Source organism: Kytococcus sedentarius (genome assembly GCF_041937525.1).
Taxonomy (GTDB): domain Bacteria; phylum Actinomycetota; class Actinomycetes; order Actinomycetales; family Dermatophilaceae; genus Kytococcus; species Kytococcus sedentarius_A.
This window is the reverse complement of the sequence record NZ_CP169391.1, coordinates 2100876-2124758: the sequence shown is the minus strand read 5'-3', so window position 1 is coordinate 2124758 and position 23883 is coordinate 2100876. Positions and strand designations below refer to the sequence as shown.

The window sequence follows — 23883 nt, the reverse complement described above, 5'->3', positions numbered from 1 at the left end:
CACGATGCGGTGAGGCACCCCGTGTGCGCACCCGCCGTGGCTCGTGCGCACCACCCCCCGCACGCATCCACACGCACGACGACTGAAGAGGCACCACCATGGCTTGGGAACGGTTCAAGAAGCTCCTGTGGTACCTGCTGATCTTCTTCATCATCTACGCGATCTTCACCAGCCCCGACCGCACCGGCGACATCTTCCGTGCCATCGGCGACATCATCGTGCAGGCGTTCCGCAGCCTCGGCGGGTTCTACGACAGCATCCTGGATGGACGCTGAGCCACAGATCAACCTCGACCTCGTCGCCCGCTACCTGGTGGCGGGTGAGCGTGTGGTCATCGCGGTCCGCTACCACTGGGTGACGATCGTCGAACCGATCGCCAGCGCGCTGCTGGGCCTGGCCCTGGTGATCTGGGTGGGGGCCACCATCCCGGCGGAGTTCGTCGCCGTGGCCGACATCCTCTGGTGGCTCTGGTTCGCCGTCCTCGCCCGCACCCTGTTCCTGCTCTGGGAGTGGCGTCGCACGTGGTTCGTGGGCACCGACCGGCGCCTGCTGCTCACCTACGGCGTGATCGTGCGCCGGGTGGCCATGATGCCGCTGTCCAAGGTGACGGACATGAACTACGGCCGCTCCCTGCTGGGGCGGCTGCTGGGCTACGGGACGTTCACCATGGAGTCCGCCGGACAGACCCAGGCCCTCAGCAAGATCGACTTCGTGCCCAACCCGGACACCCACTACCGGGCCATGGTCGCCGAGATCTTCCGCGGGCCCACCAGTGCCCCTCCCACCGACCCGGACGAGGACCTGGAGGCCGCCCACGAGGCCGACGAGCCGGACTCCCTCTTCGACACCGATGGGGTGTTCCTGCCCGAGGGGGCCGACGACAACGTGGAGCCGGTGCGCCTGGTGGACGACAAGCGGCACGGCGGTCGTGGCGGGGCCGGCCACGACCCGTACGACGACGAGGACTTCGACCACGAGGAGAACCCCCGCACGGCCCTGAAGCGCCGGCGGGCCCAGCAGCGGCGCAGGGAGCGTGACGGGGCCTCCTAGACTCTGCGCCGGACCACACCGCACCACCGACACACGCACCGGCGCCCGCCGGACCACGCCCCGAGGGAGAACCATGGCCGTCCGCCCGATCACCATCATCGGACACAAGGCGCTGCACCAGCCCACCAAGAAGGTGCGTGAGGTGACCGACGAGATCCGCACCCTGGTGGACGACATGTTCGACACCATGGAGGCGGCAGAGGGTGTGGGCCTGGCGGCCAACCAGGTGGGCGTGCGCTGGCGGATCTTCGTCTACGACTGCACCCACGACCCCGAGGCCGGTCCCGACGCCCGTGGCGTGGTGATCAACCCCGTGCTCGAGAAGGAGCATGTCTCCCCGCTGTCGGCCGACCCGGAGTCCGACCACGAGGGCTGCCTCTCGGTGCCCGGGGAGAGCTTCCCCACCGCACGGTCGGACTGGGCCCGGGTGACCGGCACGGACCTGGAGGGCAACGAGATCAGCGTGGAGGGGACCGGTCTGCTGGGCCGCTGCCTCCAGCACGAGACCGACCACCTCGACGGTCACCTGTACGTGGAACGGCTCTCCCCGGAGGACAAGCGCCGCGCCCGTGAGGCCGTCAAGGAGCGCGGCTGGGAGGACGAGCGCATCCTGAAGTGGGACCCGGCCACGCAGAAGGCCGAGAAGGTCTGAGTGAGCGCTCAGCGCTCCAGCAGCTCCCACTGCAGCTGGTCCGCACGGGCCTGACTGACCTGCGCGGAGGCCAGGTCGCCGCTGGCCCTCTGGGCGCGCGCCAGCATCCGCCAGGCGGTGTACAGGCCCGGGTTCCGCTCCACGTGGCCCCGTGCCGCCGCCACGGCGTCCGTGGGGCGCCCCTGGGCCAGCAGCACCTCCTGCTGCACCGTGCGTGAGAGGTGGTCGTCGGGGCCCATCGACACCGCCTGCTGTGCGAGCAGCCCACCGCGGGCGGGGTCACCGGCCTGCACCGCCGCCCGCGCCTGCCAGGCCAGGCACTGCTGATCGGGGGCGATGCGGGGGCACGCCCGGGTGAGCACCGCGTCCTGGGGTGCGTGCTCGTTGCCCCAGCTGTGGTGCCAGTCGCCCTTCCCCGCGGCGAGGGTGGTCATGGCCCCCGCGGCACGCACCGGGATGTTCGGGTCCCAGGGCGCGGTCCGCTCGGCCTGGTGCAGGCGCGCGCCGGCCGTCGCCGGGCCACCCGACACCGCCTGCCGCGCATCGCGGTAGCCGTCCCAGACCATTGTGGTGGCCACCAGGGCGGCCAGGGCCGCCAGCGTCAGGGCGCCGGGGAGCAGCTCGCGCACCCCTCCGGTGGCGATGCGGTGAGCGTCCCTCCCACGGTCGGTGGCACCGTGGGCGAGGGCCAGCCCGCCGCCCACCACCGCGGCACCGGGCACCACGAACACCGGCTCGGTGTAGGCGAACATCAGGGCCACGGCCGTGCCCACCCCCAGCGCCAGGGCGGCCGACGGCCAGGAGGCCACGGCATCGCGACCCTGCGCGACCCGCTTCCGGCCCGCCGGACCGGCACCGCGGAACGCCCGGCCCGCCCGCCCCATCGCGACCTGCCACAGCGACCACCCCACCACCACGGCGAGCCCCGTCACCGCCAGCAGCCCGAGCACGCCCAGGGCGGCGGTGACCTGCAGCACCACGTTGTGCACCCCATCGAGGCGCACCCCGGGGTTGGCCTCGGCCTGCCAGGCGGGCCCGTAACCGGCCGAGGTCTCCCCCACCCAGCGCGAGGGCCCCAGGCCCAGCAGCGGCTCCTGGCGGACCAGGGCAAGCGTGTGGCGCCACATCATCAGACGCACCGTGATGTTGGTGCCGGCCCCGGCCTCCTCGAGGAAGATCCGGTCACGGGTCATGGGCAGGGCCAGCACCACCACCACGCCGGCCACCATCACCGCTGCGGGCAGCAGCACGCGGCGCGCGCCCTCGGTGCGGGCCACCAGCACCATCGAGAGCACCGCCGCCACGAACACCCCCGACAGCGCTCCACGGGAGGCACCCAGCACCAGCAGTGCTCCCCCGGCGAGCGCCCCGGCCAGCGCCACCCAGGAACGCTCGCGCCAGGCCACCCAGCCCAGCCACGCGGCGAGCAGCAGGCCCCAGATGCCCACGGTGGAGGCGTTCCCCAGGGCGGTGGTCACCCGGTGGGTCTGTCCACTGAGCACGTCTCGCACACCCATCCAGACCAGCACCCAGCCGGAGAGGGTGGCCGTCCACACCGCCAGCCTGCGCCCCGCGGCGGTGGCGAAGAGCACCGCACCAGCGGGCAGCATGGCGAGGTAGGCCCCGATCATGAGCAGGCCCTCGTCCCGCGGAGAGCGGCCCACCACCGACAGCCACGAGTTGGCCGAGGCCCAGGTGGAGGCCACGGCGGCCAGGGCCACCACCCCCATCGCCCACCACACCGCGCGCGGCAGCTGCGGGCCGCGACGACCGGCCCACCAGGTGCCGGCCGCGCAGAGCAGCACGGCCGCGATCGTCACCCGGCGGATGGGCTCGCGCACGTCCAACGTCTCCGGCGTGGAGACCAAGGGCAGCACGGCCAGGAGCACCACGACCCCCACCGCGCGCAGCACGGTGGCCACTCGGTGGCGGGCCGGTGCGTCCATGGGTCCCCCTGGGTCTCGTGGTGCTCCCGAGGCTACTCACGCGCGGAGCGGGGTCCCGCACCAGAAGGGCCTTCTGTGACGGGACCGACACACCCACCCGGCGGCGCCTGAGAGACTGCCGGTCGTGTGGTGGCTGCTGCTGGGGACGCTGGGTTTCGGGGCGCTGTCCGCGTTGGTCCCCGGGGTGCCCATCGAGCTCTGGTTGGGAGGCGTGGGGGCGCTGGTGGACGACGTGGGCGTGTGGACCGTGGCGTTCGTGGCCTCCGTGGGGCACTCCCTGGGCAAGCTCCCTTGGTACGCGCTCGGGCGGTGGAGCCTGGGCTGGCCGTGGATGCGGCGTCAGCTGGAGAAGCCCGGTGTCGGTGAGCGCTACGACCGCCTCGTGGCCTGGATGGAGGACCACGCCGGCTGGGGGCAGGCCACGATGGTGCTCTCCAGCGTGGTGGGGCTGCCACCGTTGGCGGTCTTCATCGTGGTGGCCGGCCAGTTGCGCATGTCTGCCGTGGGGTGCCTCGTCTCCATGACCGTGGGCCGCACCCTGCGCTTCGCGGCGATTCTGGGCGCCTTCACGTGGGCCGTCGACCTCGTGCGCTGAGCGCCTCGCACCGGCCCCGATGCGGGCGCGCGCCTGCACCCCGACCACCGAGTTGGCAGGAGGGCCGCCCATCGTCTATCGTTGTCCCTCGTCCCGGCGAGACGGTGCACGAAGAGCGCAGCGGATCGACGAGATGGGCGCCCGTAGCTCAACGGATAGAGCATCTGACTACGGATCAGAAGGTTTGGGGTTCGAATCCCTACGGGCGCGCACTGTGTTGAGACAGTCCACGAAGGCCCGGTCACCCAGGTGACCGGGCCTTCGTCGTCGTCCTCGCCCGTGACCCCGGGGGGAGCCGGGATGGTTCTGCGCCCCCAGCGTGTTCTGCCACCGAGCCCGATACGGCCACGAGAGGAACGACGATGACCACCAGCGTCCGGGACAACCCCGACGAGAGCCGCTACGAGGTGTACGCCGACGAGCAGCTGGCCGGGTTCTCCGGCTACCGGCTCGGCAAGGGCCAGATCGCCTTCACGCACACGGAGGTCGACGATTCCTTCAGCGGTCGGGGCCTGGCGGGGGTGCTGGTCGCAGAGGCCCTGGCCGACAGCCGGCAGCGGGGGCTCGCCGTGCTGCCCTTCTGCCCCTACGTGCGGGCGGTGATCGCCCGCAGCCCCGAGGAGTACCTCGACCTCGTCCGCCCTGAGGATCGCGCACGGTTCGCCCTCCCGGCCGCGGACGGCGAGGGGTCGGGTTCATGAGCGTCGAGGTGCGGGAGGTCGCTGAGCGCCAGCGGTTCGAGGCCCTGGTGGACGGAGAGGTCGTCGGGTTCGCCGCGTACCAGAGGACGGACACCCTGATGGTGTTCACCCACACCGCGGTGGACCCCTTCCTCGAGGGGCAGGGGATCGGCGGTGCCCTCGTGAGGCACGCGCTCGAGCAGGTCCGCGAGGAGGGCCTCCGGGCCTTGCCGGTCTGCCCCTTCGTGCAGGCGTGGATGCGCCGTCATCCCGCCTACGCAGACCTGGACTACCGGGCCCCTTCCAGCAGCGTCACGGACTGAGTCCCACCCGTCCCCGCTCCTGGGCCCCGGCGCTCAGCCGCGAGCGATGCGGCGGGCGATCCGCACCGCATCGAGGCGCAGCTCGCGGAACATCCCCGAGATGGGATTCGTGTACCCGGTGAACCACAGCCCCGGACGCGCCGGACGCGCACCGTGGGCGCGGGGCACACCGCCCTGGTCGAGCACCCCGAGGTGCCCGACCAGGGTCTCGAGACCCCGCTCGTACCCCGCTGCCACCACCACCACGTCCGGGCGCAGCACCGTGCCGTCGACGAGCTCCACGTGGCGGGCACCGAAGCGCGCGATCGTCGCCACCGGCTGCACGCGCCCGGATCGGATGGCGTCCACGATGCCCACGTCCTGCACCGGGATGGTGCCGCGCCGCACCTGCGAGTAGATGCCACCACGGCCCCGGGGCAGACCGAAGCGCTCCAGGCGCGGCTGGTCGCGCACGAGGCGCGGTCCTGCAACAGGTCCACCAGGCGCACCGGCAGGCGACGCACCAGCACCCCCACCAGGGTGGTGGTCACCCCGAGGCCCCGCTCGCGCCGCAGGACGTACGGGGGTGTCCGCACGGCGATCCACACCGGGCCCGCCCCGTGCTCGGTGAGGTCGGTGGCGATCTCCGCACCGGTGTTGCCCATGCCCACCACCAGCGCACTGCGTCCGCGCCAGGGGCTGCCGTTGCGATAGCTCGAGGCGTGCACCACCTCGCCGGTGTACTCGTCGTCGCCGGGCCAGCGCGGAATCCGCGGCGTGTGGTTGTAGCCCGTGGCCACCACCACGTGGTGGGCCGTCAGCTCCTCCCCCGATGCGGTGAGCACTCGCCACCGTGCCGTGCCCGGCTCCCCGGCCGCCGCGGCCGCGTCCGGCTCGGCCCCCGGTTCCACCCGCTCGCCCGGTTCCACCCGCTCCACCCGCACCCCGGTGCGCACCTCCAGGTCGTGGTGCCGGGTGTACTCCTCCAGGTAGCGCACCACGTCGCCCCTGGCCACCCACCGGCCGAAACGGCGCGGGATCGGGTAGCCCGGCAACCCCGAGAGCTCCCGAGGCGTGTGGAGGTGCAGGCGGTCGTAGTGGCCCCGCCAGGAGCTGCCCACCGCGTCCGAACGCTCCAGCACCACCACCTCCTGCCCCCGCGCACGCAGGGCAGCCGCCACCGCGAGCCCGCCGGGGCCGGCGCCGATCACCAGGGTGCGCGCGGTGGTGCCACCGGCCCGCGTCCCGCTCACCGCGCGCCCGCCCGACGGTCCTCGCGCCGCGCGGCCAGGGCCGATCCGGCATCGACCAACGCGGGCACGGCACGGTCCAGCCGCCACAGCGCGTGCGCGAGGAGCCCCACCGGGATCACCACCCTGCCCCGCTCGATGCCGCGCAGGGCTGCGTCGGCCACCTCCCCGGGGCTCAGCAGGCGGGGCTGGAGCCGCCCGGCGTACCCGCGGAACGAGCCGGCGTGCTGCGAGGGCTCCGCGGGCTCGTCCAACAGCTTGGTGTCCACGAACCCCGGGCACACCACGTGCACGCCCACCCCATCGGCCCGCGCCTCGATCGCCAGCGCCCGCGAGTACGCCACGACCGCCTGCTTGGTGGTGGTGTAGGGCAGCTGGCGCGGAGAGATCATCAGCCCGGCCGTGGACCCGGTGTTCAGGATGGTTCCGCCCCCGGTCTCCCGCATCACCTCGTACGCCGCGTGCGCCCCGTCGACCACCGCCCGCAGGTTCACCGCCAGCGCGCGGTCCCAGTGGGACGAGGTCACCTCGGCTGCAGGGCCGTAGAACAGCACGCCGGCGTTGTTGGCCATCAGGTCCAGCCGCCCGCGCGAGGCCACGGTCCGCTGCACGAGCTCGGCCACGGCGCCGGGCTCGGTGACGTCGAGCGGCTCGATCGTCACCGCATCGCCCCACTGGTCCCGGACCCCCGTCAGGGCCGACAGGTCGCGGTCGGCCACCACCACGTGCCCGCCCCGGGCGACCAGGCGTTCCACCAGTGCACGGCCGATACCGGAGGCACCCCCGGTCACGATGCTCACCGCCGGCGAGAAAACCATGTTCGCCCACTTCCTCGAGGAGTCCGGGCCAGCGTACGGCTCCGAGACGACGAACGCCCGGTCACCACCGTGGGTGGCTCCGGGCGTTCGGGTCGTGCGGGGCACGTGGCGGAGACGGAGGGATTTGAACCCTCGATGGAGCTATAAACCCCAAACCCGCTTAGCAGGCGGGCGCCATAGACCAGACTAGGCGACGTCTCCTCGCATCGGGATGCGATGGGACAGGCTACCCGGTGAGCTCGCAGGCCCGAAATCCGGGTGGATGCGGGGGGCCTGTACGAAGTCGCGCGGGCGGCGCTAGTCTGTGCGCACCGGTTGGGGGGCAGCTGGTGCAGCGTCCGTGGATCCCCCGGTACGGACGAGCAACCCAGAGGAGCAGCGTGAGCACATCCGCAGACGCGGAAGGGCGTGGGTCATCCCGGAGCGGATGGACCCCCCGACGTCCCCAGCAGGAGAAGTCGCTGCCGCGCGCCCTGGGCCTGACCGCCCTCTCCGGCATCGTCCCCGGACTGGGGCTGCTGTTCACCCCCACCTGGCGCCTCGGCGCCCTCGCCCTGGGTGGCGTCCTGCTGCTGGTGGGAGGGCTGGTCTGGCGACTCGTCGACGGCGGACTGCTCGACGCAGCCGTGGACGTCGCCACCTCCCGCAGCCAGCTGCTGCTCCTGGCCGCCGGCATCGCGCTGGCCGCCCTGCTGTGGATCGCCCTCATCGCCATCACGGCGCGGGTGACCCGGCCAGGTCGTCTGGACACCCGGGGCTCCGCGATCCTGACCGGGGTGGCACTGCTCATGAGCGGGCTGGTGCTGGCGCCCACCGTGCAGGCGCTGAACATGGTGGCCGCCCACCGCCAGGCCGTCTCCACGGTCTTCGCCGGCGGCTCCAGCACCGAGGCCACGAATCGCCCGGCCATCCACGAGGACGACCCCTGGGCCGACTTCGACCGCGTGAACCTGCTGCTGCTCGGCTCCGACGCGGCAGAGAGCCGCGAGGGCATCCGGCCCGACGCGCTGATGGTCATGAGCATGGACCCCCGCACCGGCAACGCCGTGCTGGTGGGTGTGCCCCGCAATCTCATGAAGGCCCCCATCCCCCCGGGCAACCCCCTGCACCAGATCTGGCCCTCGGGCTACGACTGCGGGAATGCGTGCATCATCAACGCCCTGTGGTCCGAGGCCTCGGCGCACAGCGAGCTGTTCGGTGACGAGCCGAACCCCGGCTCGGAGACCACGCGGGACGCCATCGAGGGGGTCGTCGGGCTCGACATCCACCACGTGGTGACGGTGGACCTGCAGGGCTTCCAGCAGCTCGTGGACGCCATGGGCGGCGTGGACATCACCGTGGCCGAGCGCATCCCGATCGGCGGCAAGGTGTCCAACGGCCAGATCGTGCCCGGCTCGATCCGGGGCTGGATCGAGGCGGGTCCGCAGCACATGGACGGCCACACGGCCCTCTGGTACTCCCGCTCCCGCGCCACCACCTCCGACTACGACCGCATGGACCGTCAGCGGTGCATGGTCGGGGCGCTGATCTCCCAGTCGCAGCCGCTGGACATGCTGCGCCGCTACCCGGCCATCGCGGGGGCACTGGAGGAGAACGTGTGGACCGACATCCCCCAGGAGGACCTCCCGGCCTGGGCCGATCTCTTCCTCAAGGTCAAGGACGGGCGCATGAAGAGCCTGCCGCTGACCAACGAGCGCATCGACACGGTGGACCCCGACTTCGAGGCCATCCACGCCATGGTGGAGCGGGCCATCAACCCGCCCAAGCCCACCGCGAAGCCCAGCCCCTCCACGACCACCGAGGAGCCTGAGGAGAGCGAGGAGCCGGCGGAGGAGACCGAGGACCCCACCGAGGCCGAGGAGCTGGCCGCCACCTGCTGAGGCGGGAGGGGCACCACGCCGCAGGGGTGCGGCGCGTTGCACACCACGGGGCAGGGTGCGGCGCGCGGCGGGCGCGTCGTACCCTGCACGGACAGCTCGGTCGCACGAGCGGCACCACACACGAGAAGGGCCCACCTCCGAGGAGGTGGGCCCTTCTGCTGCGCTGTCGTCCGCGGTCGGGCCGCGACGCTCAGCGTGAAATCACTGGGGGATGACGTTCTCCGCCTGCTGGCCCTTGGGGCCCTGGGTGATCTCGAACTCCACGCGCTGGTTCTCCTCCAGCGAGCGGTAGCCGTTGGTCTGGATGGCGGAGAAGTGGACGAACACGTCGTCGCCGCCGCCGTCCTGCTGGATGAAGCCGAAGCCCTTCTCAGCGTTGAACCACTTGACGATGCCCTGTGCCATGGGGATTCTCTTTCGTTGGATTGGCGATGGTCGGCGGAAAGTGCCGACCATGGATTGCTGCCAGAACCCCCGGCGGGCGATGCCTGCCGTAGATCAACCAGATGTGCGCCCGAGAACGGACGATGTTCCTTCGACGTGCGAGGTACTGCAAGTGCAACCTGCGTTCACGGTATCACCGATCGCACCGTCGCCGGCGCGCTGGAAGCGCTTGAGACACAGGTCACGTGAGCTGCGGAGGGCGTGGGATTCGAACCCACGATGGCGTTGCCGCCATAGCGGTTTTCAAGACCGCCGCACTAGGCCACTATGCGAGCCCTCCCCGCCCCGGCACAGGACCTGCGCCGAGGCTGCCCACAGCCTACGTGGAGCCCCCGATTCCGCCCAGTTGCACGCCTCGGCACTTGCGTTGAGGCTGTCATGGGACATGATGGAGCCAGTGCCGACACGAGTCGGCCCCCATCAGGAGGGACCAGCCGGCCCGCCGGCCCCCTCGCTCGACGCATGAATGTGCACGAACAAGGAGTACTCATGAACCGCACCGAGCTCGCCAGCGCCATCGCCCAGCAGGCCGACGTGTCCGCCAAGGACGCCGCCGCTGTGCTGTCCGCCATGGGTGACGTGATCTGCGAGACCGTCGGCAAGGGCGAGAAGGTCTCCCTCCCCGGCCTCATGACCATCGAGCGTGTCGAGCGTTCGGCCCGCACCGGTCGCAACCCGCGCACCGGCGAGTCCATGGAGATCCCGGCCTCCTTCGGCGCCAAGCTGTCCGCCGGCTCCGCCCTCAAGGCTGCCGCCAAGGGCTGACCCACATCGTGTGCCCCCTCGGGCACACCGGGTCCTGTGACCCCCGCACGACCCTGCACGAACCCGCACACCACTGAGAGGTAGCACCATGAAGAACAAGATTCTCCTGCTCGTCGGTACCGGCATCGGTTACGTGCTCGGCACCCGCGCCGGTCGCGAGAAGTACGACTCCCTGGTGGACCAGGCCCAGTCCCTCTGGGGCGACCCGCGCGTCCAGGACGCCGTGTCGACCGCCAAGTCGTCCACGGGCTCTGCGTTCTCGCAGGCCCAGGACCAGGTCAAGGGCAAGGTCGCCGAGGTGAAGGACAACAACTCCACCGAGAGCAACTCCTCCTTCTCCCAGACGACCAACCCGTCGAGCACCGGCACCACCGGCACGACGACCACCACCGGCACGGCCACGACCACCGGCACCACCGGCACGACCGGCACGACCGGCAACAAGGGCGGCTCGACCTCCGGGTTCCAGCCGACCACGAACACCTCCAGCTTCGGCGGCAACTGAGGCTGACCGCCTGCGGGCGGTGACGCGGCCCCGGCCGCACAGCGTGAGGCCCCCTCCGACCAGTCGGAGGGGGCCTTGCGTGTGCCCTGAAGCAGGTCGCGCGTCAGATCACCCAGTGGTCCGCGGCCTGCTCCCGAGGCAGCTCGGGCAGCTCGTAGGTGGAGTTCAGGGGTGTGGCCGGGATGCCCCCGACCACCTGACCGCTGGGCACCGGCTTGAGCACCACGGCCCCGGCACCGACCGCCGCGCCGTGGGCCACCTCGATGTCGCCGAGCACGGTCGACCCGGCTCCCAGGAGCACCTTGTCCCCGACGGTGGGGTGACGCTTCACCGCATCGTCCGAGACCCCACCGAGCGTGACGCCGTGGTACATCATCACGTCGTCGCCGACCACGGCCGTCTCACCGATGACGACGCCCATGCCATGGTCGATCACGAGTCGCCGCCCCACCTGCGCACCGGGGTGGATCTCCACCCCGGTGACCGCCCGGGAGACCGTGCCGAGGACCCGGGCAGGCAGACGCCCACCCGGCTGCTTCCACAGCTGGTGTGCGATGCGGTGTGCCGCCACGGCGTGGAGGCCCGGGCTCGTGAGCAGGGCCTCCACACGGGACGACGTGGCCGGGTCGCGGGCGATCACCGCATCGGCGTCCTCGACGACCTGCGCCACCAGCCGTCGCACCGGGGCCAGGTGACGCAGGGGGTTGGTGCGTCGCGCCATGCTCAGTCCGTCAGACCCTCGAACAGCGGCGTGGACAGGTAGCGCTCGCCGTAGTCGCACACGACGACCACGATCGTCCTGCCGTCCATCTCCGGCCGCTTCGCCAGCTCCAGCGCGGCGTGCACGTTGGCGCCGGAGGAGATGCCGGCCAGGATGCCCTCCTTGGTGCCGAGCTCGCGGGCCACGCGCAGGGCGTCGTCCAGCTCCACGTCCACGACCTCGTCGTAGACCTCGGTGTCCAGGATCTCCGGGACGAAGTTGGCGCCCAGACCCTGGATCTTGTGCGGACCGGCCTCACCGCCGGTCAGCAGCGGCGAGTCCGCCGGCTCCACGGCGACGACCCGCACGTCCTCCTTGCGCTGCTTGAGCACCTGACCCACGCCGGTGATGGTCCCGCCGGTGCCGACCCCGGCGACGAAGGCGTCCAGCTGGCCCTCGGTGTCGGCCCAGATCTCCTCGGCCGTGGTCTCGCGGTGCACCTGCGGGTTCGCCGCGTTGGCGAACTGCCGGGCAAGAATGCCGCCACGCTCGGCAGCGATCTCCTCGGCCTTCGCGACCGCCCCCTTCATGCCCTCGGGTCCGGGGGTCAGCACCAGCTCGGCGCCGTACGCGCGCAGCACACCGCGACGCTCACGGCTCATGGTCTCCGGCATGGCCAGCACCAGCTTGTACCCGCGGGCCGCGGCCACCATCGCCAGGGCGATGCCCGTGTTGCCGCTCGTGCCCTCGACGATCGTGCCACCGGGCTGCAGCTCACCGGAGGCCTCCGCCGCATCGATGATGGCCGCGCCGATGCGGTCCTTCACCGAGGCGGCCGGGTTGGCCGACTCGAGCTTGGCGAGCACCGTGGCGCCGACGCCCTCCGTGATGCGGTTGAGGCGCACGAGCGGGGTGCGGCCGATGGTCGTGGTGATGTCCTGGTGGATGGTCATGTCTGCGACAACATCACGGAGTGTTTGTGTATTGCAAAGCATGAGTGACCTGTGGGGTGAGGTGCACCACACCCACCGCGCTGAGCAGTCCGTCCGTAGACTCCCCCCATGCATCCCCTGCAGATCGTTGCCATCCTCCTGGGCCTGGCCGCCACCGCGGTCGGAATCGCCCTGCTCACCCGCGCCGTGATGCGGATCGTGGCCGTGGTCCGTCAGGGCCAGGCCGCGGTGGGGCGCTTCGACGACCCGGTGCAGCGCACCAAGACCATGCTCTACGAGGTCTTCGCGCACCCGCGGATGCTCCGCAAGAAGTGGGTCGCGGTGGCGCACTGGTTCACCATGATCAGCTTCGGCATCCTCTTCCTGACCCTGGTGACGGCCTACGGGCAGCTGTTCAACCCTCACTTCGCGCTGCCCCTCATCGGCCACTTCGCGCCGTTCGAGTGGGTGACCGAGTTCTTCGGCTGGGCCGGCCTGTTCGGCATCCTGTACCTGATCTGGTTGCGGCAGCGCATCAAGCCCTCCGCCAAGGAGAAGCAGGTCGGCAACGAGCGCAGAAGCCGCTTCTGGGGATCCACGCACTGGCAGGCGTACTACGTCGAGTACACGATCCTGGGTGTGGTGCTGTGCATCCTGGCGCTGCGTGCGCTGGAGTACGCGCTCGGCCGCGTGGAGGGCGCCGAGCACGCCAGTGCCTTCCACTTCCCCCTCACCGCCTGGATGGGATCGGCGCTCACCGGCCTGTCCGCCGGCACGCTGGGCGGCCTGATCATCGCCGTGGCGCTGGTCAAGATCCTCATCTCGATGGCGTGGATGATCACCATCGGCCTGCAGCCCACCATGGGTGTGGCCTGGCACCGCTTCCTGGCCTTCTTCAACATCTGGTTCAAGCGTCACGCCGACGGCCGCACCTCGCTGGGTGAGCTGCAGCCGATGATGGTGGGTGGCAAGCCGCTGACCAGCATGGAGCAGCTCGAGGAGATCGCCGAGGCCGAGGAGGAGGACGGCGAGGAGCTGCGCATGGGCGTGGGCTCCATCGAGGACTTCACCTGGAAGGGCCTGCTGGACTTCACCACCTGCACCGAGTGCGGCCGCTGCCAGGAGCAGTGCCCGGCCTGGAACACCGAGAAGCCGCTCTCGCCCAAGATGCTGGTGATGAACCTGCGTGATGCCGCGTACGCCCAGGCGCCGTGGCAGAGCGCCACGCTCACCGCATCGGACGACACGGACGACAAGGTGGCGGCCGGCTCGCCGGAGGACTTCGACATCCGCCGGCTGGTGGGACCCACCGAGGGTGACCCGACCGTCCCCACCGGTGGCGCCGTCATCGACCCCGAGGTGCTCTGGAGCTGCACGAGCTGTGGTGCGTGCGTGGAGCAGTGCCCGGTGGACATCGAGCACGTGGACGCCATCGTCGACATGCGCCGCAACCAGGTGCTCATCGAGTCGGCCTTCCCCAGCGAGCTGGGCGGCCTGTTCAAGAACCTCGAGAGCAAGCAGAACCCCTGGGGCATGGCCAACTCCACCCGCATGGACTGGGCCAAGGGCCTGGACTTCCCCATCAAGCAGGTGGGTGCGGACGTGGAGTCCCTGGACGAGGTCGAGTACCTGTTCTGGGTGGGTTGCGCCGGCGCCTTCGAGGACCGTGCCAAGAAGACCACCCAGGCCGTGGCCGAGCTGCTGGACATCGCCGGGGTGGACTTCGCCGTCCTGGGCGACGGCGAGGCCTGCACGGGTGACTCCGCCCGCCGTGCGGGCAACGAGGTGCTGTACCAGATGCTGGCCCAGCAGAACGTGGAGATGCTCAACGAGGTCGGTGCCACCAAGATCGTGGTCACCTGTGCCCACTGCTTCAACACCATCAAGAACGAGTACCCGCAGAACGGCGGCAAGTACGAGGTCGTGCACCACACCCAGCTGCTGAACCGCCTGGTGCGCGAGAAGCGCCTGCAGCCGGTGGCCGCCTCCGAGGTGGAGTCGCCCTCCCCGTTCGCGTCCACCGCCCCGTCGGTGACCTACCACGACCCCTGCTACCTGGGCCGCCACAACAAGGTCTACGAGGCGCCGCGTGAGCTGATCGCCACCCTGCCGGGCGTGGAGTACCGGGAGATGGAGCGCGCCAAGGAGAAGTCCTTCTGCTGTGGTGCCGGTGGTGCCCGCATGTGGATGGAGGAGAAGCTCGGCTCGCGCATCAACGTGAACCGCACCGAGGAGGCCATCGGCACAGGCGCCGAGCGCATTGCCATCGGCTGCCCGTTCTGCCGCGTGATGATGAGCGACGGCCTGACCGCAGCCCAGGAGGAGGGCCGCGGCAAGGACGTGGAGGTCGTCGACGTCGCCCAGATGCTGCTGGCGGGTGTGCGCCGTGGCCAGGAGGCGGACACTGCCGCCACCGACGAGCTCGTGGACGGCACCACCACCGCTGACGACGCCACCAGCGATGCGGTGACGCAGCGCATCCAGATTCCCGACGACATCTCCGAGCTGACCGGCGCCGGTGCCAGTGCTGCCACGGGGGCCGCCCTGGCCTCGGGTGGTGCGGGTGACGACTCCGGTGAGGCCCCGGATGATGACGCCCGGGTCTCCGCCGAGGGGCCCCGCGAGTCCGACGGCGACGATGCCGAGGGGCCGGCAGGTTCCCGCGTCGACGAGGCGGACCGTGCCCCCGAGGGCGAGCCCACCGTGGACGAGGAGGGTGCCATCGGTGCGGTCGAGGACGACCGGGCCGCGGGTGCCGATGAGGCGACCGCAGGCGCTGGTGCCGCGGCTGCGGGTACCGCTGCCGCCGCAGGTGCTGCAGGTACCGCTGCCACTGCTGCCGGCACCGCGTCCGACGCAGGCGCTGCCGCTGGCGTTGCTCCGGCTGCCTTCACCGGTGACCGGATCGGGGCGGACACGCCCACCCGCTTCGGCTGGGCCTCCTCCGAGGGCAGCCCCCTGGGTGGTGCGGCCCCCGCAGCCGATGCCAAGGCTCAGCCCGCCGCCGGTGATGCTTCCGGTGCGGCCGACACCGGTGCAGCCGCGTCGGCCGACACCGCTCAGGACGCCACGACCGCAGGCACGGGTGCTGCGGCTGCGGGTACCGCGGCTGCTGGCACTGCAGCTGCTGCGGCCGCCACCGGTGGTGCGGCCGACGCGACCGCCGACACCGCATCGGCGGCTCCGGCCACCTCGACCGGCGGCGCCGGTCAGGGTGCGGGGACTGCTCCGGCGGCCTTCACCGGTGAGCGGATCGGGGCGGACACGCCCACCCGCTTCGGCTGGGCCACCGGTCAGGCACCGGCTGGTCAGCCCCCCGCAGCCCAGGCACCGGCTGCCCAGACACCGGCTGCTGAGGCACCAGCTGGTGAGGCACCGGCTGGTCAGGCACCGGCTGGTGAGACGGTCGCCGGACAGGAGGCTGCTGAGGCACCTGCTGCGCCGGACGCCGCACCCGCTACCAACGAGGCCACCAAGGCTCCATCGGACGAGGCATCCACCACCGCGACCACCGCAGCCGCGACCGGTGGTGCTGCAAGCACCGCGGCCAGCACGGCCGCGCCCACTGGGGCTGCCACGGGTCAGACCACGGGCCAGGCCATGGGCACCCCGCCGGCTGGCCACTCCGGTGATCGGATCGGTGGGGACTCCCCGCAGCGCTTCGGCTGGGCCACCGGCCACGGTGAAGCTCCGGCCGCCACCGCGGAGGCTGGCCAGCCCAACGCTGCTGAGGCCACCCAGCAGACCGGCGCCACGGCGCGGGCCACGCAGCCCGCGACGACTGAGGCCACCCAGCAGCCGCAGGCTGACACCGCCGACGAGGCCGCATCGCCGACCGAGGAGCAGTCCTCCGACAGCGAGGCCCCGACCACTGCAGCCACCACCGGTGAAGCCACCACCGGTGCAGCCACGGCCGGTGCAGCTGCTGCTGGTGCTGCAGCTGCCGGGGGGATCAGTGCCGCGCCGGCCGGTCACGCCAACGAGCGAATCGGTGCGGACTCGGCATCGCGCTTCGGGTGGGCACAGGGCGGAGCACGCGCCGCCGAGGCCGAGGTCGAGTCGGCGGACACGCCTCCGATCACCGAGTCCGACGCGGCCGTCACCTCCACGGGTGTCATGCAGGGCGAGCGGATGGACGAGATCGGCCACGAGCAGCAGCCCACCGAGGCCGCTGACCGCGAGCCGCAGGAGGTCGTCGACGCCCACACCGGCACCACCGCCGGGGCCGGTGCCGAGGCCGCCCAGGGCACCGAGGCAACGGCCACTGACTCCGACAGCGGGGCCGCCGGTCAGCCCGGCGCTCCGGTCGAGGTACCGAACGTCGGTGAGCGCGCCCCCCGCATCGGGGCACAGTCGCCCGCACTTCGACTCGGTGCCTGGAAGAGCTGAGCGCACTGCGTCACCGCCGGGAGCCCGTTGCAGGTTGATCCTGTGGCGGGCTCCCGCCATGTGCCGCGGCGGTGTGCCTGTCGCCTGTTGCGTGGTCACCGGGTCCTCCGGTGTTGTGGGCGGGCTGCCGCGGCGTGGGGCTCTGTCGGGTCACCGGCGTCGCGGGCGCGCTGCGCCTGGGTGGCCGAGTCGGGTGTCCGGAGTCGGGTGCTCCAGGGTTCGCCGGGGCGTCGCCAGGTGAATTTCACGGTGGCGCGCCCATCTGCGTCGTGGGTGATGGTGTGTTTCAGCCGGGGGTCGTCCATCTGTCGGTGGTGTCTGCCGCACAGGGGGATGCCGTTGGAGAGGTCTGTCCTTCCTCCTCCGGGGTGCAGGAGGGTGCCGTCGGGTGCGTAGACCGGTCGCCAGGGGTCGGCGTGGTGGATCTCGCACCAGGCGAAGGGCCGGTCACAGTCCTCCTCCGCACAGGAGTCGTACTTGGTGGCCAGGGCTGCCTTCTGGGATTCGGTGAAGGATCGGCGTTTGCGTCCCAAGTCCAGTGGGACCGAGGCGCCGTTCATGACGATCGGGATCAGGGCGGCGTTGCTGGCCAGTCGGCGGACCTGTGCGGCGGAGACGTCATCGCCGGTGTCGGTGACTCCGACCCGGTCGGTCTGGCCGCGGAGGGTCTCCAGGTCGGTGGTGACCAGCAGGATGGTGTTGATCTTGGGGTGCAGGTGGTCGGTGGGCAGGTGGTCGATGAGCTCGGCCAGTGCCTGACCCCGCTGCTGGTCACGCAGCTCCCGGTCGAACCGGACATCACCCGTCCACGCACCCTCAGCGGTCGCCGCCCGCGGGCCGGTGGGTCCGAACGCCTCACCGCCACCCACGCCGCCCGTAGCGTGGCTGCTGCCGCCCTGGCCCTTGGTGTGGCGGCGGGGGCTGGTCATGGAGTCCAGGGCCTTCTTGAGCATCTGGGCCTGCAGGGCCGGGAGGGTGAACTGTCCGAACCAGGTGCCGTCGTGGTTGTCCTTCATCCAGAAACTCGCGGCGTCCCAGGCGGCGGTTTCCTCGGCGTGGACCAGTTCGTTGTGGTGCGCATCGACCTCCTCGACCGGGAGGTTGAGGGCTTCGAGGGCTCGCTTGGCTGCCTTCCCGAGGCGGGTGGGGTTCATCTGCTTCGCCTTGGCGACCAGATCGAGCTCGACCGTGTGCCGCTGTTCGGTGGTGAGGCCCTCGGGCAGGTCGTCCAGGGCGCGGGTGATGATCAACGCGTGATCCCGCGTGATCGCTCCGGCGTCCCACGCAGCCGCGGTCGGCGTCTGCACCGGCGCGGGGGTGGGAGGCTCCTGCCCGCCGGGGGACTCACCAACGGGGGCTGTGGGTGTGGGTGTGTGGTTGCCCAGGGCCTTGGCCAGGTCAGCATCCCTGCCAGCCTGGGCACGCCGTGTACGAGTGCGGCCGGCGGTGAACTGGGCATCGTTCTCGTGGTGTGCGTTCCCACCTCGCGGGTGGCCCGGACGACGTCCAGGGCGCGGACGCGCAGCCGGTCGTGCTTGTTGCTCAACGTCTGGACCCGCTGCAGGAGTCGTTCGAGGTAGGTCGTGTCGAGCTCCTCGGGGTGCTCACCCAAGCGGGCCATCGCGGCCATCAGCTCAGTGGTTGCCGCGTCGGCCTGGGCCAGGGCCGCGTCCATCGCCTCCCGCGGTCCCAGTCCCGGGACGTCGCCAAGGGTCGTCGTGCCGTCAGGCCCTACATGCCGGGCGACCGCGCCACCCGCGGCAACGCCACCCTTGGCCGCAGACACTCCCGGCGCAGCGGGCGCCGCGCGGAGTCCGTCGAACAGGTCGTCCATCGCGTGCCCCCTTCCCCGGGTGATCCGGCCAAGCCCCCTGCCTGACCGACTACCCCCACCCTAGTACAAACGATCGCACACCGCAACCCTGAACTAGAACATGTGGACGAGCACCCGCCACCCGGAAGCTCACCCCATCGACCTGTGGACAACCCACCCACCACGGCGAGACAACCCACCCAGCCCGCACCCCGGCCTCCTCAGCCCGCGTGCACCTCCCACGGAAACACCGGCAGCGGCTCCCCCGTCTCCAGCATCGTCTTGAGGTTCGCGAACACCGCCTGCCACCCGAACTCGATGCTGTCGCGCTCGTCCACGGACCGCAGCCCGACGTGCACCAGATCCACCTGCGTCACCCCATCGCCCCCGATGAGGGTGATCGTCACCAGCGGCGCGTCGTCCGCCGCCGGGTCCGCCGCGGGGTCCTCGAAGGTGAACCCCAACCGCTCCCCGGGCACGGCCTCCCGCACGACCCCGTGACAGTCCACGGCACCGTCACCCAGCCTCCGGTGCTCCCACACCGACCCGACCTGCCAGTCCGAGACGTTGTGGTGCTGCCAGAAACGTGCCGTGGCCTCCGCATCCGTCAACGCGTCCCAGACCTGCTGCGGCGACGCGGCGATCCACGTGCTCATCCGCCAGCTGAGCGTCTCGTCCATGGTTCCTCCTCCGTAGGGTCCGTCACTCCCAGGACAGCGCAGCCCGCAGCCGCTCGGCCACCTGGGCCGGAGTCGGCTGGTTGTCCCCGTACGCCGCGTCCACCACCCCGGCCGTCCGGATCTGCTCGGCCACCCCGGGCCGCCCCGGCTCCAACTTCTCCAACTCCGGCGCCAACAGCTCGAACAACCCCGTCATCCCGCGTGCCCCACCCATGGATGACGCCCGCAACGGCCCCAGCGCCGCCCACCGCGGCCCCAGCGAGGTGCGCACCACCTCATCGATCTCCTGGGGCGTGGCCACCCCCTGTTCCACCAGGTGCAGGGCCTCGGCCAGCAGCACGAACTGCAACCGGTTGCCGATGAACCCCTGCACCTCGGCACCCACCACCACCGGGTGCTTCCCCACGCTGCGATAGGTCTCGACCGCCGCCTGCACCGCGCGCTCAGCCGTCTGCGGCCCCCCGACGACCTCCACCAGCGGCAGCACCAGCACCGGGTTGAACGGGTGCCCCACCAGCATCCGCCCCTGCTCCAGGTTCCCCTCGGAGATGCTGCTGGCGGTGATGAACGAGCTGGACGTCGCCAGCACCGCATCCGGACCCGTGGCCGCCTCGAGCTGTGCGAAGGTTCGCCGCTTCCACTCCAGGTCCTCCGGCCCGGGCTCCTGGACGTGCACCGCGCCGTCCCCGGCCTCCTCCGGGGACGCCGCAGCCGTCATCCGCCCCCGCAGATCCGCAGCAGAACGCCCGTCACCCAGCGCCGAGGCCGCCTCCTCGGCCGCCCGGTCGAGCGCCGCCTCGAGGTCCTCCCGCGGGTCGAAGACGGCCACCTCCCACCCGTGCCCGGCGAACACCCCGGCCCACCCCAGGCCGATCGTCCCGGCCCCGATGACGGCAGCGCGCCTCACAGGTTCTCCTCCACCCAGGTGCCGGCGACCTCCTCAGGGCTCTTCCCGTCGTTCACGTCCACCAGCATCTGCGCCAGCTCCTCCACCGTCAGCTCCGAGGACACCTTGTTGAGCGCCTCGCTCACGGCCTCGTCCACCACGTCCGAGGAGATCAACGGCACCACGTTCTGCGCACTGAACAGGCTCTTGTCGTCCTCCAGGATCACGAAGTCGTTCTCCGCGATCGCCGGGTCGGTGGTGAAGATGTTCGCCGCATCCACCTGGCCGTTCTTCAGCGCCTGGGCCGTCACGTTGCCCCCGGCGCTGAGCTCACGGAACGTCCCGAACTCCAGGCCGTAGACCTTCTTCAGCCCGGGCACTCCCTGCGCACGCTTCTTCCACTCCGGCGGCCCGCCGAGGGTCATGTCCTGCGCCTTGCCCTCCAGGTCGGAGATCTTCTCCAGCCCCTGCTGGTCGGCCGTCTCGCGGCTCACCACCACGTTGTCCGCGTTCTCCGCCTCCGAGTACTCGAGCACCTCCAGCCCCTCGGGGAGGCTCTTCTCCAGCGCTGCGTACACCTCCTCGGCCTCGGTGACCGTGATCTCCTCGTCGAAGTAGGCCGCCAACGTGCCGGTGTACTCCGGAATCAGGTCGATCGATCCGTCCTGCAGGGCCGGCAGGTAGGTCTCGCGGCTGCCGATCTCCATCTTCTTCTCCACCTCCACCCCGGCGTCCTGCAGGGCCTTGGCGTAGATCTCGGCCAGGACGGTGTTCTCGGTGAAGTTGGCGCTGCCCACGGTGACCTTGCCCTTGTCGCCCTCCTCGGTGGCCGCCGGATCCTGCGTGGGGTCGCCGCCGCAGGCCGCGAGCGCGAGTGCGCTGATGGCCGTCATCGCGGCGAGGGAACGGGTGGGTCGCATGGTCACTCCTGGTGGTCGATGGGGGTCAACGGGGGTTGATCGATGGGGTGAGCGTCACCCGGGTGCCGCCCGGCGCGCGGGTCGCCGGTCGGTGCGGCCAGGAGGCGCGGCTCACCGTGCCTCCTGGTCCGACAGGCCCGGGCTCACGACGAGCTTCTGGATGAGGGTGAACACGAGCTCCATGAGCAGTGCCAGACCAGCCACCAGCAGCGCGCCACCGGCCATCTGCGCGTAGTCGCGGGCCGCGAGGCCGTCGATGAGGTAGCGCCCCAGCCCGCCGAGCGACACGTACGCCGCGATGGTGGCCGTGGCGATGATCTGCAGCAGCCCCGAGCGCAGGCCGGACAGGATCAGGGGCAGCGCCACGGGGATCTCCACCTTCCGCAGCACCTGCATGCCGGTCATGCCCATGCCCTTGGCTGCGTCCCGCGCCGCGGGGTCCACCTCCGCGATGCCGGAGTACACCCCGGAGAGCACCGGTGGGACCGCCAGCACGGCCAGCACGATGAGGCTGGGCACCACGAACGCGAGCTCACCGGGCAGGTGCGGGGCCAGCAGCACCCAGCCCAGCAGCAGCAGACCCAGGGAGGGCAGCGCCCGCAGCGCACCGGCAGCGTTCACGGCCACGACGGAGCCCTTGCCGGTGTGCCCGATCCACAGACCCAACGGCACCGCCACGAGGCAGGCCAGCCCGAGGGCCATGAACGAGTACGCCAGGTGCCGGACGGTCTGCATGAGGATGCCGTCCTCGCCCTGCCAGTTGACCGGGTCGGTCAGCCAGGCCACGATCTCGCCGACGATCATGCGCGCACCTCCCGCAACCACGGGGTGAGCAGCCGCCGGAGCAGCAGGATCACCGCATCGAAGAGCAGGGCCAGCACCACGCACCCGGCCATGCCGACGGCGATCATGCCGAGGTCGTCACGGTTGAAGCCGCGCGTGAAGAGGATGCCCAACTGCGGGATGCCCACCAGGGCAGCGACACTCACGATGCTCACGTTGCTCACCGCCGCCACGCGCAGGCCCGCGGCGATCACCGGCACCGCCAGGGGCAGCTCCACCCGGGTGAGGCGCCGCCATCGGCCCAGGCCCATCGCGGTGGCCGCCTGCCGCACGTGCTCGGGCACCGCACCCAGCCCGTCGGCCACGTTCCGCACCAGCAGCGCCACCGTGTACAAGGACATGGCGATCAGAACGTTCAGCGGGTCCAGGATCTGCGTGCCGATGATGCCCGGCAGCAGGATGAACAGCGCCAGCGACGGGATCGTGTACAGCAGCGCGCTGCCGGAGACCAGGGCCGTCCGCAGCCGCGGGATCCGTGCCGCCACCCAGCCCAGCGGCAGGGCGAGTGCCAGCCCGATCACCAGCGGCAGGCCCGCGAGGTAGGCGTGCGTCGTGCCGAGCTCCCAGAGCTCGGACCACTCGACGTTCCCGATCTCGCTCACGCCGCTCCCTCGGACCGCTCTCGAGTCGGCTCGTCAGGCTCCTCGTCGTGGCGCGAGCCGGGGTCGCTGCGGTCGGTCTCGGTGATCACGTCCAGCACGTCGTGGGGGCGCACCGTTCCCAGCAGACGGCCGTCGTCGTCCACCACCACACCGCGCTGGCTGGGCGAGGAGAGCGCCGCATCGAGCAGCCCCCGCAGGGAACCCTCACGGCGGGCGAGCGTCCCACCCAGTCGCAGGCGGTCCTCCTCGGCGAGCTCCCCCGCATCGGTCCGCAGCCACCCGAGCGGACGGGAGTCGTCGTCCACCGCCAGCACCCAGTCACCACCGCGCGGCAGCCGGTCGCCGATGCGGACCGCCTCCTCCCGCTGCAGCGGCACCTCACCCGTGTGGAAGGCCAGCGAGCGGTACCCGCGGTCGCGGCCCACGAAGTCGGCCACGAAGTCGTCGGCCGGGCGGGCCATCACGCGCGCCGGGGAGTCCACCTGGGCGAGGTGGCCCCCCTCGCGCAGGATGGCGACCTGGTCGCCCAGCTTCATGGCCTCGTCGATGTCGTGGGTGACCAGCACGATGGTGGTGCCGATCTCGTCCTGCAGCCGCAGGAACTCCTCCTGCAGACGCTCCCGCACGATCGGGTCGACGGCGCTGAAGGGCTCGTCCATCAGCATCACCGGAGGGTCGGCCGCGAGGGCCCGCGCCACCCCGACGCGCTGCTGCTGCCCGCCGGAGAGCTGCGCCGGGTAGCGCTGGGCGAGGTCGGGGTCCAGTCCCACCCGCTCCAGCAGCTCCAGCGCCCGGGTGCGGGCCTTCTGCTTGTCCCAGCCCACCAGGAGCGGCACGGTCATCACGTTGCGCAGCACCGTATGGTGCGGGAACAGTCCGCCGTGCTGGATGACGTACCCGATGGTGCGGCGCAGCTCGTTGGCCTCGAGCTCGGTGTTGGGGCGCCCGTCGATGAGGATCTGTCCCTCCGAGGGCTCCACCATGCGGTTGATCATGCGCAGGCTGGTCGTCTTGCCACAGCCCGAGGGCCCGACGAGCACCGTGATCTGGCCCGTGGGGCACTCCAGGGTCAGGTCGTCCACTGCCACGGTCCCGTTGGGGAACCGCTTGGTCACGCCCTCGAAGCGGATCATGCCCACGACCCTACGCGGGGGCACCGACAACCGCACCGGCTGCGGCGCACCCGGATGGGAAACCGGGCGGGGCACCCGGGTGGGCTCACCGCATCGAG

General features: G+C 71.4%; 23 protein-coding genes, 3 tRNA genes and 1 pseudogene. 11 read left to right on the top strand and 16 right to left on the bottom strand.

Translation table 11 applies throughout. The features are described from left to right. Positions 1-98 precede the first annotated feature (98 nt). The 3 genes from ACEY2A_RS09890 to def all read left to right on the top strand — a co-directional run bounded on the left by ACEY2A_RS09890 (position 99) and on the right by def (position 1702). A complete protein-coding gene (locus ACEY2A_RS09890; protein ID WP_374928425.1) occupies positions 99-275 on the top strand; it encodes a hypothetical protein in 177 nt (58 codons plus the stop codon). Further along, positions 265-1050 carry a PH domain-containing protein gene (locus tag ACEY2A_RS09885; RefSeq protein ID WP_374928424.1) on the top strand — a complete coding sequence of 262 codons (786 nt, stop codon included), beginning with the start codon at positions 265-267 and terminating at the stop codon, positions 1048-1050. Before ACEY2A_RS09890 ends, ACEY2A_RS09885 begins: the two co-directional genes overlap by 11 nt. Before the next feature lie 73 nt (positions 1051-1123). Beyond that, a complete protein-coding gene (gene def / locus ACEY2A_RS09880) occupies positions 1124-1702 on the top strand; it encodes a peptide deformylase (protein ID WP_374928423.1) in 579 nt (192 codons plus the stop codon). An 8-nt stretch (positions 1703-1710) separates the two neighbouring features. Here the strand turns inward: def and ACEY2A_RS09875 are convergent, their stop codons facing one another. Beyond that, positions 1711-3648: an O-antigen ligase family protein gene (locus tag ACEY2A_RS09875; protein WP_374928422.1), complete on the bottom strand. Its 1938-nt coding sequence runs from the start codon at positions 3646-3648 to the stop codon at positions 1711-1713. A gap of 124 nt (positions 3649-3772) precedes the next feature. On the opposite strand from ACEY2A_RS09875, the gene ACEY2A_RS09870 reads away from it, so the two are divergent. From ACEY2A_RS09870 to ACEY2A_RS09855, 4 genes are all read left to right on the top strand, one after another. Continuing rightward, positions 3773-4243 (top strand): hypothetical protein, encoded by a 471-nt coding sequence (locus ACEY2A_RS09870; protein WP_374928421.1) that lies wholly within the window; start codon positions 3773-3775, stop codon positions 4241-4243. 137 nt (positions 4244-4380) lie between these two features. Beyond that, positions 4381-4453, top strand: a tRNA-Arg gene (locus ACEY2A_RS09865). Positions 4454-4605: 152 nt separating this feature from the next. Next, positions 4606-4944, top strand: a complete 339-nt coding sequence (locus ACEY2A_RS09860) for a GNAT family N-acetyltransferase (RefSeq protein ID WP_374928420.1) — start codon at positions 4606-4608, stop codon at positions 4942-4944. Further along, positions 4941-5246, top strand: a complete 306-nt coding sequence (locus tag ACEY2A_RS09855; protein WP_374928419.1) for a GNAT family N-acetyltransferase — start codon at positions 4941-4943, stop codon at positions 5244-5246. Before ACEY2A_RS09860 ends, ACEY2A_RS09855 begins: the two co-directional genes overlap by 4 nt. Positions 5247-5279: 33 nt before the next feature. On the opposite strand, the gene ACEY2A_RS09850 is transcribed toward ACEY2A_RS09855, so the two are convergent. From ACEY2A_RS09850 to ACEY2A_RS09835, 4 genes and pseudogenes are all read right to left on the bottom strand, one after another. Continuing rightward, the gene (locus ACEY2A_RS09850) at positions 5280-5699 is read right to left on the bottom strand and encodes a hypothetical protein (RefSeq protein WP_374930004.1); all 420 of its coding nucleotides are present in this window, start codon (positions 5697-5699) and stop codon (positions 5280-5282) included. Between the two features lie 92 nt (positions 5700-5791). Beyond that, positions 5792-6406, bottom strand: a pseudogene (locus ACEY2A_RS09845) (flavin-containing monooxygenase); the annotation flags it as partial. A gap of 68 nt (positions 6407-6474) precedes the next feature. Further along, positions 6475-7293, bottom strand: a complete 819-nt coding sequence (locus ACEY2A_RS09840; RefSeq protein ID WP_374928418.1) for an SDR family NAD(P)-dependent oxidoreductase — start codon at positions 7291-7293, stop codon at positions 6475-6477. Between the two features lie 106 nt (positions 7294-7399). Continuing rightward, a tRNA-Ser gene (locus tag ACEY2A_RS09835) sits at positions 7400-7494 on the bottom strand. 179 nt (positions 7495-7673) lie between these two features. On the opposite strand from ACEY2A_RS09835, the gene ACEY2A_RS09830 reads away from it, so the two are divergent. Beyond that, positions 7674-9173 (top strand): LCP family protein, encoded by a 1500-nt coding sequence (locus tag ACEY2A_RS09830; RefSeq protein ID WP_374928417.1) that lies wholly within the window; start codon positions 7674-7676, stop codon positions 9171-9173. A gap of 201 nt (positions 9174-9374) precedes the next feature. Here the strand turns inward: ACEY2A_RS09830 and ACEY2A_RS09825 are convergent, their stop codons facing one another. Both ACEY2A_RS09825 and ACEY2A_RS09820 read right to left on the bottom strand, forming a co-directional pair. Beyond that, a complete protein-coding gene (locus ACEY2A_RS09825) occupies positions 9375-9578 on the bottom strand; it encodes a cold-shock protein (RefSeq protein ID WP_015780487.1) in 204 nt (67 codons plus the stop codon). Between the two features lie 232 nt (positions 9579-9810). Then, a tRNA-Ser gene (locus ACEY2A_RS09820) sits at positions 9811-9897 on the bottom strand. A 209-nt stretch (positions 9898-10106) separates the two neighbouring features. Here ACEY2A_RS09820 and ACEY2A_RS09815 point away from each other — a divergent pair. Both ACEY2A_RS09815 and ACEY2A_RS09810 read left to right on the top strand, forming a co-directional pair. Continuing rightward, positions 10107-10382 carry an HU family DNA-binding protein gene (locus ACEY2A_RS09815; protein ID WP_015780488.1) on the top strand — a complete coding sequence of 92 codons (276 nt, stop codon included), beginning with the start codon at positions 10107-10109 and terminating at the stop codon, positions 10380-10382. Positions 10383-10470: 88 nt separating this feature from the next. Next, positions 10471-10887: a hypothetical protein gene (locus tag ACEY2A_RS09810; protein WP_374928416.1), complete on the top strand. Its 417-nt coding sequence runs from the start codon at positions 10471-10473 to the stop codon at positions 10885-10887. Positions 10888-10990: 103 nt separating this feature from the next. Here the strand turns inward: ACEY2A_RS09810 and epsC are convergent, their stop codons facing one another. Beyond that, on the bottom strand, positions 10991-11608 hold the full coding sequence (epsC, locus tag ACEY2A_RS09805) for a serine O-acetyltransferase EpsC (RefSeq protein WP_374928415.1): 618 nt from the start codon (positions 11606-11608) through the stop codon (positions 10991-10993). Positions 11609-11610: 2 nt separating this feature from the next. After that, positions 11611-12540 carry a cysteine synthase A gene (gene cysK / locus ACEY2A_RS09800; protein ID WP_374928414.1) on the bottom strand — a complete coding sequence of 310 codons (930 nt, stop codon included), beginning with the start codon at positions 12538-12540 and terminating at the stop codon, positions 11611-11613. A 108-nt stretch (positions 12541-12648) separates the two neighbouring features. Here cysK and ACEY2A_RS09795 point away from each other — a divergent pair, with 108 nt between their 5' ends. After that, the gene (locus tag ACEY2A_RS09795) at positions 12649-16908 is read left to right on the top strand and encodes a heterodisulfide reductase-related iron-sulfur binding cluster (protein WP_374928413.1); all 4260 of its coding nucleotides are present in this window, start codon (positions 12649-12651) and stop codon (positions 16906-16908) included. Between the two features lie 95 nt (positions 16909-17003). Here the strand turns inward: ACEY2A_RS09795 and ACEY2A_RS09790 are convergent, their stop codons facing one another. From ACEY2A_RS09790 to ACEY2A_RS09760, 7 genes are all read right to left on the bottom strand, one after another. Then, positions 17004-18293 carry a DUF222 domain-containing protein gene (locus tag ACEY2A_RS09790; protein WP_374929993.1) on the bottom strand — a complete coding sequence of 430 codons (1290 nt, stop codon included), beginning with the start codon at positions 18291-18293 and terminating at the stop codon, positions 17004-17006. A gap of 649 nt (positions 18294-18942) precedes the next feature. Next, complete coding sequence (locus ACEY2A_RS09785; RefSeq protein WP_374928412.1) at positions 18943-19401, bottom strand: SRPBCC domain-containing protein; 459 nt, start codon at positions 19399-19401, stop codon at positions 18943-18945. Between the two features lie 22 nt (positions 19402-19423). Further along, positions 19424-20308, bottom strand: a complete 885-nt coding sequence (locus ACEY2A_RS09780) for a 3-hydroxyacyl-CoA dehydrogenase NAD-binding domain-containing protein (protein WP_374928411.1) — start codon at positions 20306-20308, stop codon at positions 19424-19426. Then, positions 20305-21207 (bottom strand): glycine betaine ABC transporter substrate-binding protein, encoded by a 903-nt coding sequence (locus tag ACEY2A_RS09775; protein WP_374928410.1) that lies wholly within the window; start codon positions 21205-21207, stop codon positions 20305-20307. The genes ACEY2A_RS09780 and ACEY2A_RS09775 overlap by 4 nt, the downstream gene beginning before the upstream one ends. Before the next feature lie 111 nt (positions 21208-21318). Further along, complete coding sequence (locus tag ACEY2A_RS09770; RefSeq protein WP_374928409.1) at positions 21319-22011, bottom strand: ABC transporter permease; 693 nt, start codon at positions 22009-22011, stop codon at positions 21319-21321. Further along, complete coding sequence (locus ACEY2A_RS09765) at positions 22008-22652, bottom strand: ABC transporter permease (RefSeq protein WP_374928408.1); 645 nt, start codon at positions 22650-22652, stop codon at positions 22008-22010. Before ACEY2A_RS09765 ends, ACEY2A_RS09770 begins: the two co-directional genes overlap by 4 nt. Next, entirely contained in the window at positions 22649-23785 is a 1137-nt protein-coding gene (locus ACEY2A_RS09760; protein WP_374928407.1) for an ABC transporter ATP-binding protein, read from the bottom strand. The genes ACEY2A_RS09765 and ACEY2A_RS09760 overlap by 4 nt, the downstream gene beginning before the upstream one ends. Between the last annotated feature and the right edge of the window lie 98 nt (positions 23786-23883).

What these genes read in the sequence shown, in the direction of transcription:
- ACEY2A_RS09890 (WP_374928425.1), top strand. Translation starts at nt 99, where the DNA reads ATGGCTTGGGAACGGTTCAAGAAGCTCCTGTGGTACCTGCTGATCTTC.
- ACEY2A_RS09885 (WP_374928424.1), top strand. Translation starts at nt 265, where the DNA reads ATGGACGCTGAGCCACAGATCAACCTCGACCTCGTCGCCCGCTACCTG.
- def (WP_374928423.1), top strand. Translation starts at nt 1,124, where the DNA reads ATGGCCGTCCGCCCGATCACCATCATCGGACACAAGGCGCTGCACCAG.
- ACEY2A_RS09875 (WP_374928422.1), bottom strand. Translation starts at nt 3,648, where the DNA reads ATGGACGCACCGGCCCGCCACCGAGTGGCCACCGTGCTGCGCGCGGTG.
- ACEY2A_RS09860 (WP_374928420.1), top strand. Translation starts at nt 4,606, where the DNA reads ATGACCACCAGCGTCCGGGACAACCCCGACGAGAGCCGCTACGAGGTG.
- ACEY2A_RS09855 (WP_374928419.1), top strand. Translation starts at nt 4,941, where the DNA reads ATGAGCGTCGAGGTGCGGGAGGTCGCTGAGCGCCAGCGGTTCGAGGCC.
- ACEY2A_RS09840 (WP_374928418.1), bottom strand. Translation starts at nt 7,293, where the DNA reads ATGGTTTTCTCGCCGGCGGTGAGCATCGTGACCGGGGGTGCCTCCGGT.
- ACEY2A_RS09825 (WP_015780487.1), bottom strand. Translation starts at nt 9,578, where the DNA reads ATGGCACAGGGCATCGTCAAGTGGTTCAACGCTGAGAAGGGCTTCGGC.
- ACEY2A_RS09815 (WP_015780488.1), top strand. Translation starts at nt 10,107, where the DNA reads ATGAACCGCACCGAGCTCGCCAGCGCCATCGCCCAGCAGGCCGACGTG.
- ACEY2A_RS09810 (WP_374928416.1), top strand. Translation starts at nt 10,471, where the DNA reads ATGAAGAACAAGATTCTCCTGCTCGTCGGTACCGGCATCGGTTACGTG.
- epsC (WP_374928415.1), bottom strand. Translation starts at nt 11,608, where the DNA reads ATGGCGCGACGCACCAACCCCCTGCGTCACCTGGCCCCGGTGCGACGG.
- cysK (WP_374928414.1), bottom strand. Translation starts at nt 12,540, where the DNA reads ATGACCATCCACCAGGACATCACCACGACCATCGGCCGCACCCCGCTC.
- ACEY2A_RS09795 (WP_374928413.1), top strand. Translation starts at nt 12,649, where the DNA reads ATGCATCCCCTGCAGATCGTTGCCATCCTCCTGGGCCTGGCCGCCACC.
- ACEY2A_RS09785 (WP_374928412.1), bottom strand. Translation starts at nt 19,401, where the DNA reads ATGGACGAGACGCTCAGCTGGCGGATGAGCACGTGGATCGCCGCGTCG.
- ACEY2A_RS09775 (WP_374928410.1), bottom strand. Translation starts at nt 21,207, where the DNA reads ATGCGACCCACCCGTTCCCTCGCCGCGATGACGGCCATCAGCGCACTC.
- ACEY2A_RS09770 (WP_374928409.1), bottom strand. Translation starts at nt 22,011, where the DNA reads ATGATCGTCGGCGAGATCGTGGCCTGGCTGACCGACCCGGTCAACTGG.
- ACEY2A_RS09760 (WP_374928407.1), bottom strand. Translation starts at nt 23,785, where the DNA reads ATGATCCGCTTCGAGGGCGTGACCAAGCGGTTCCCCAACGGGACCGTG.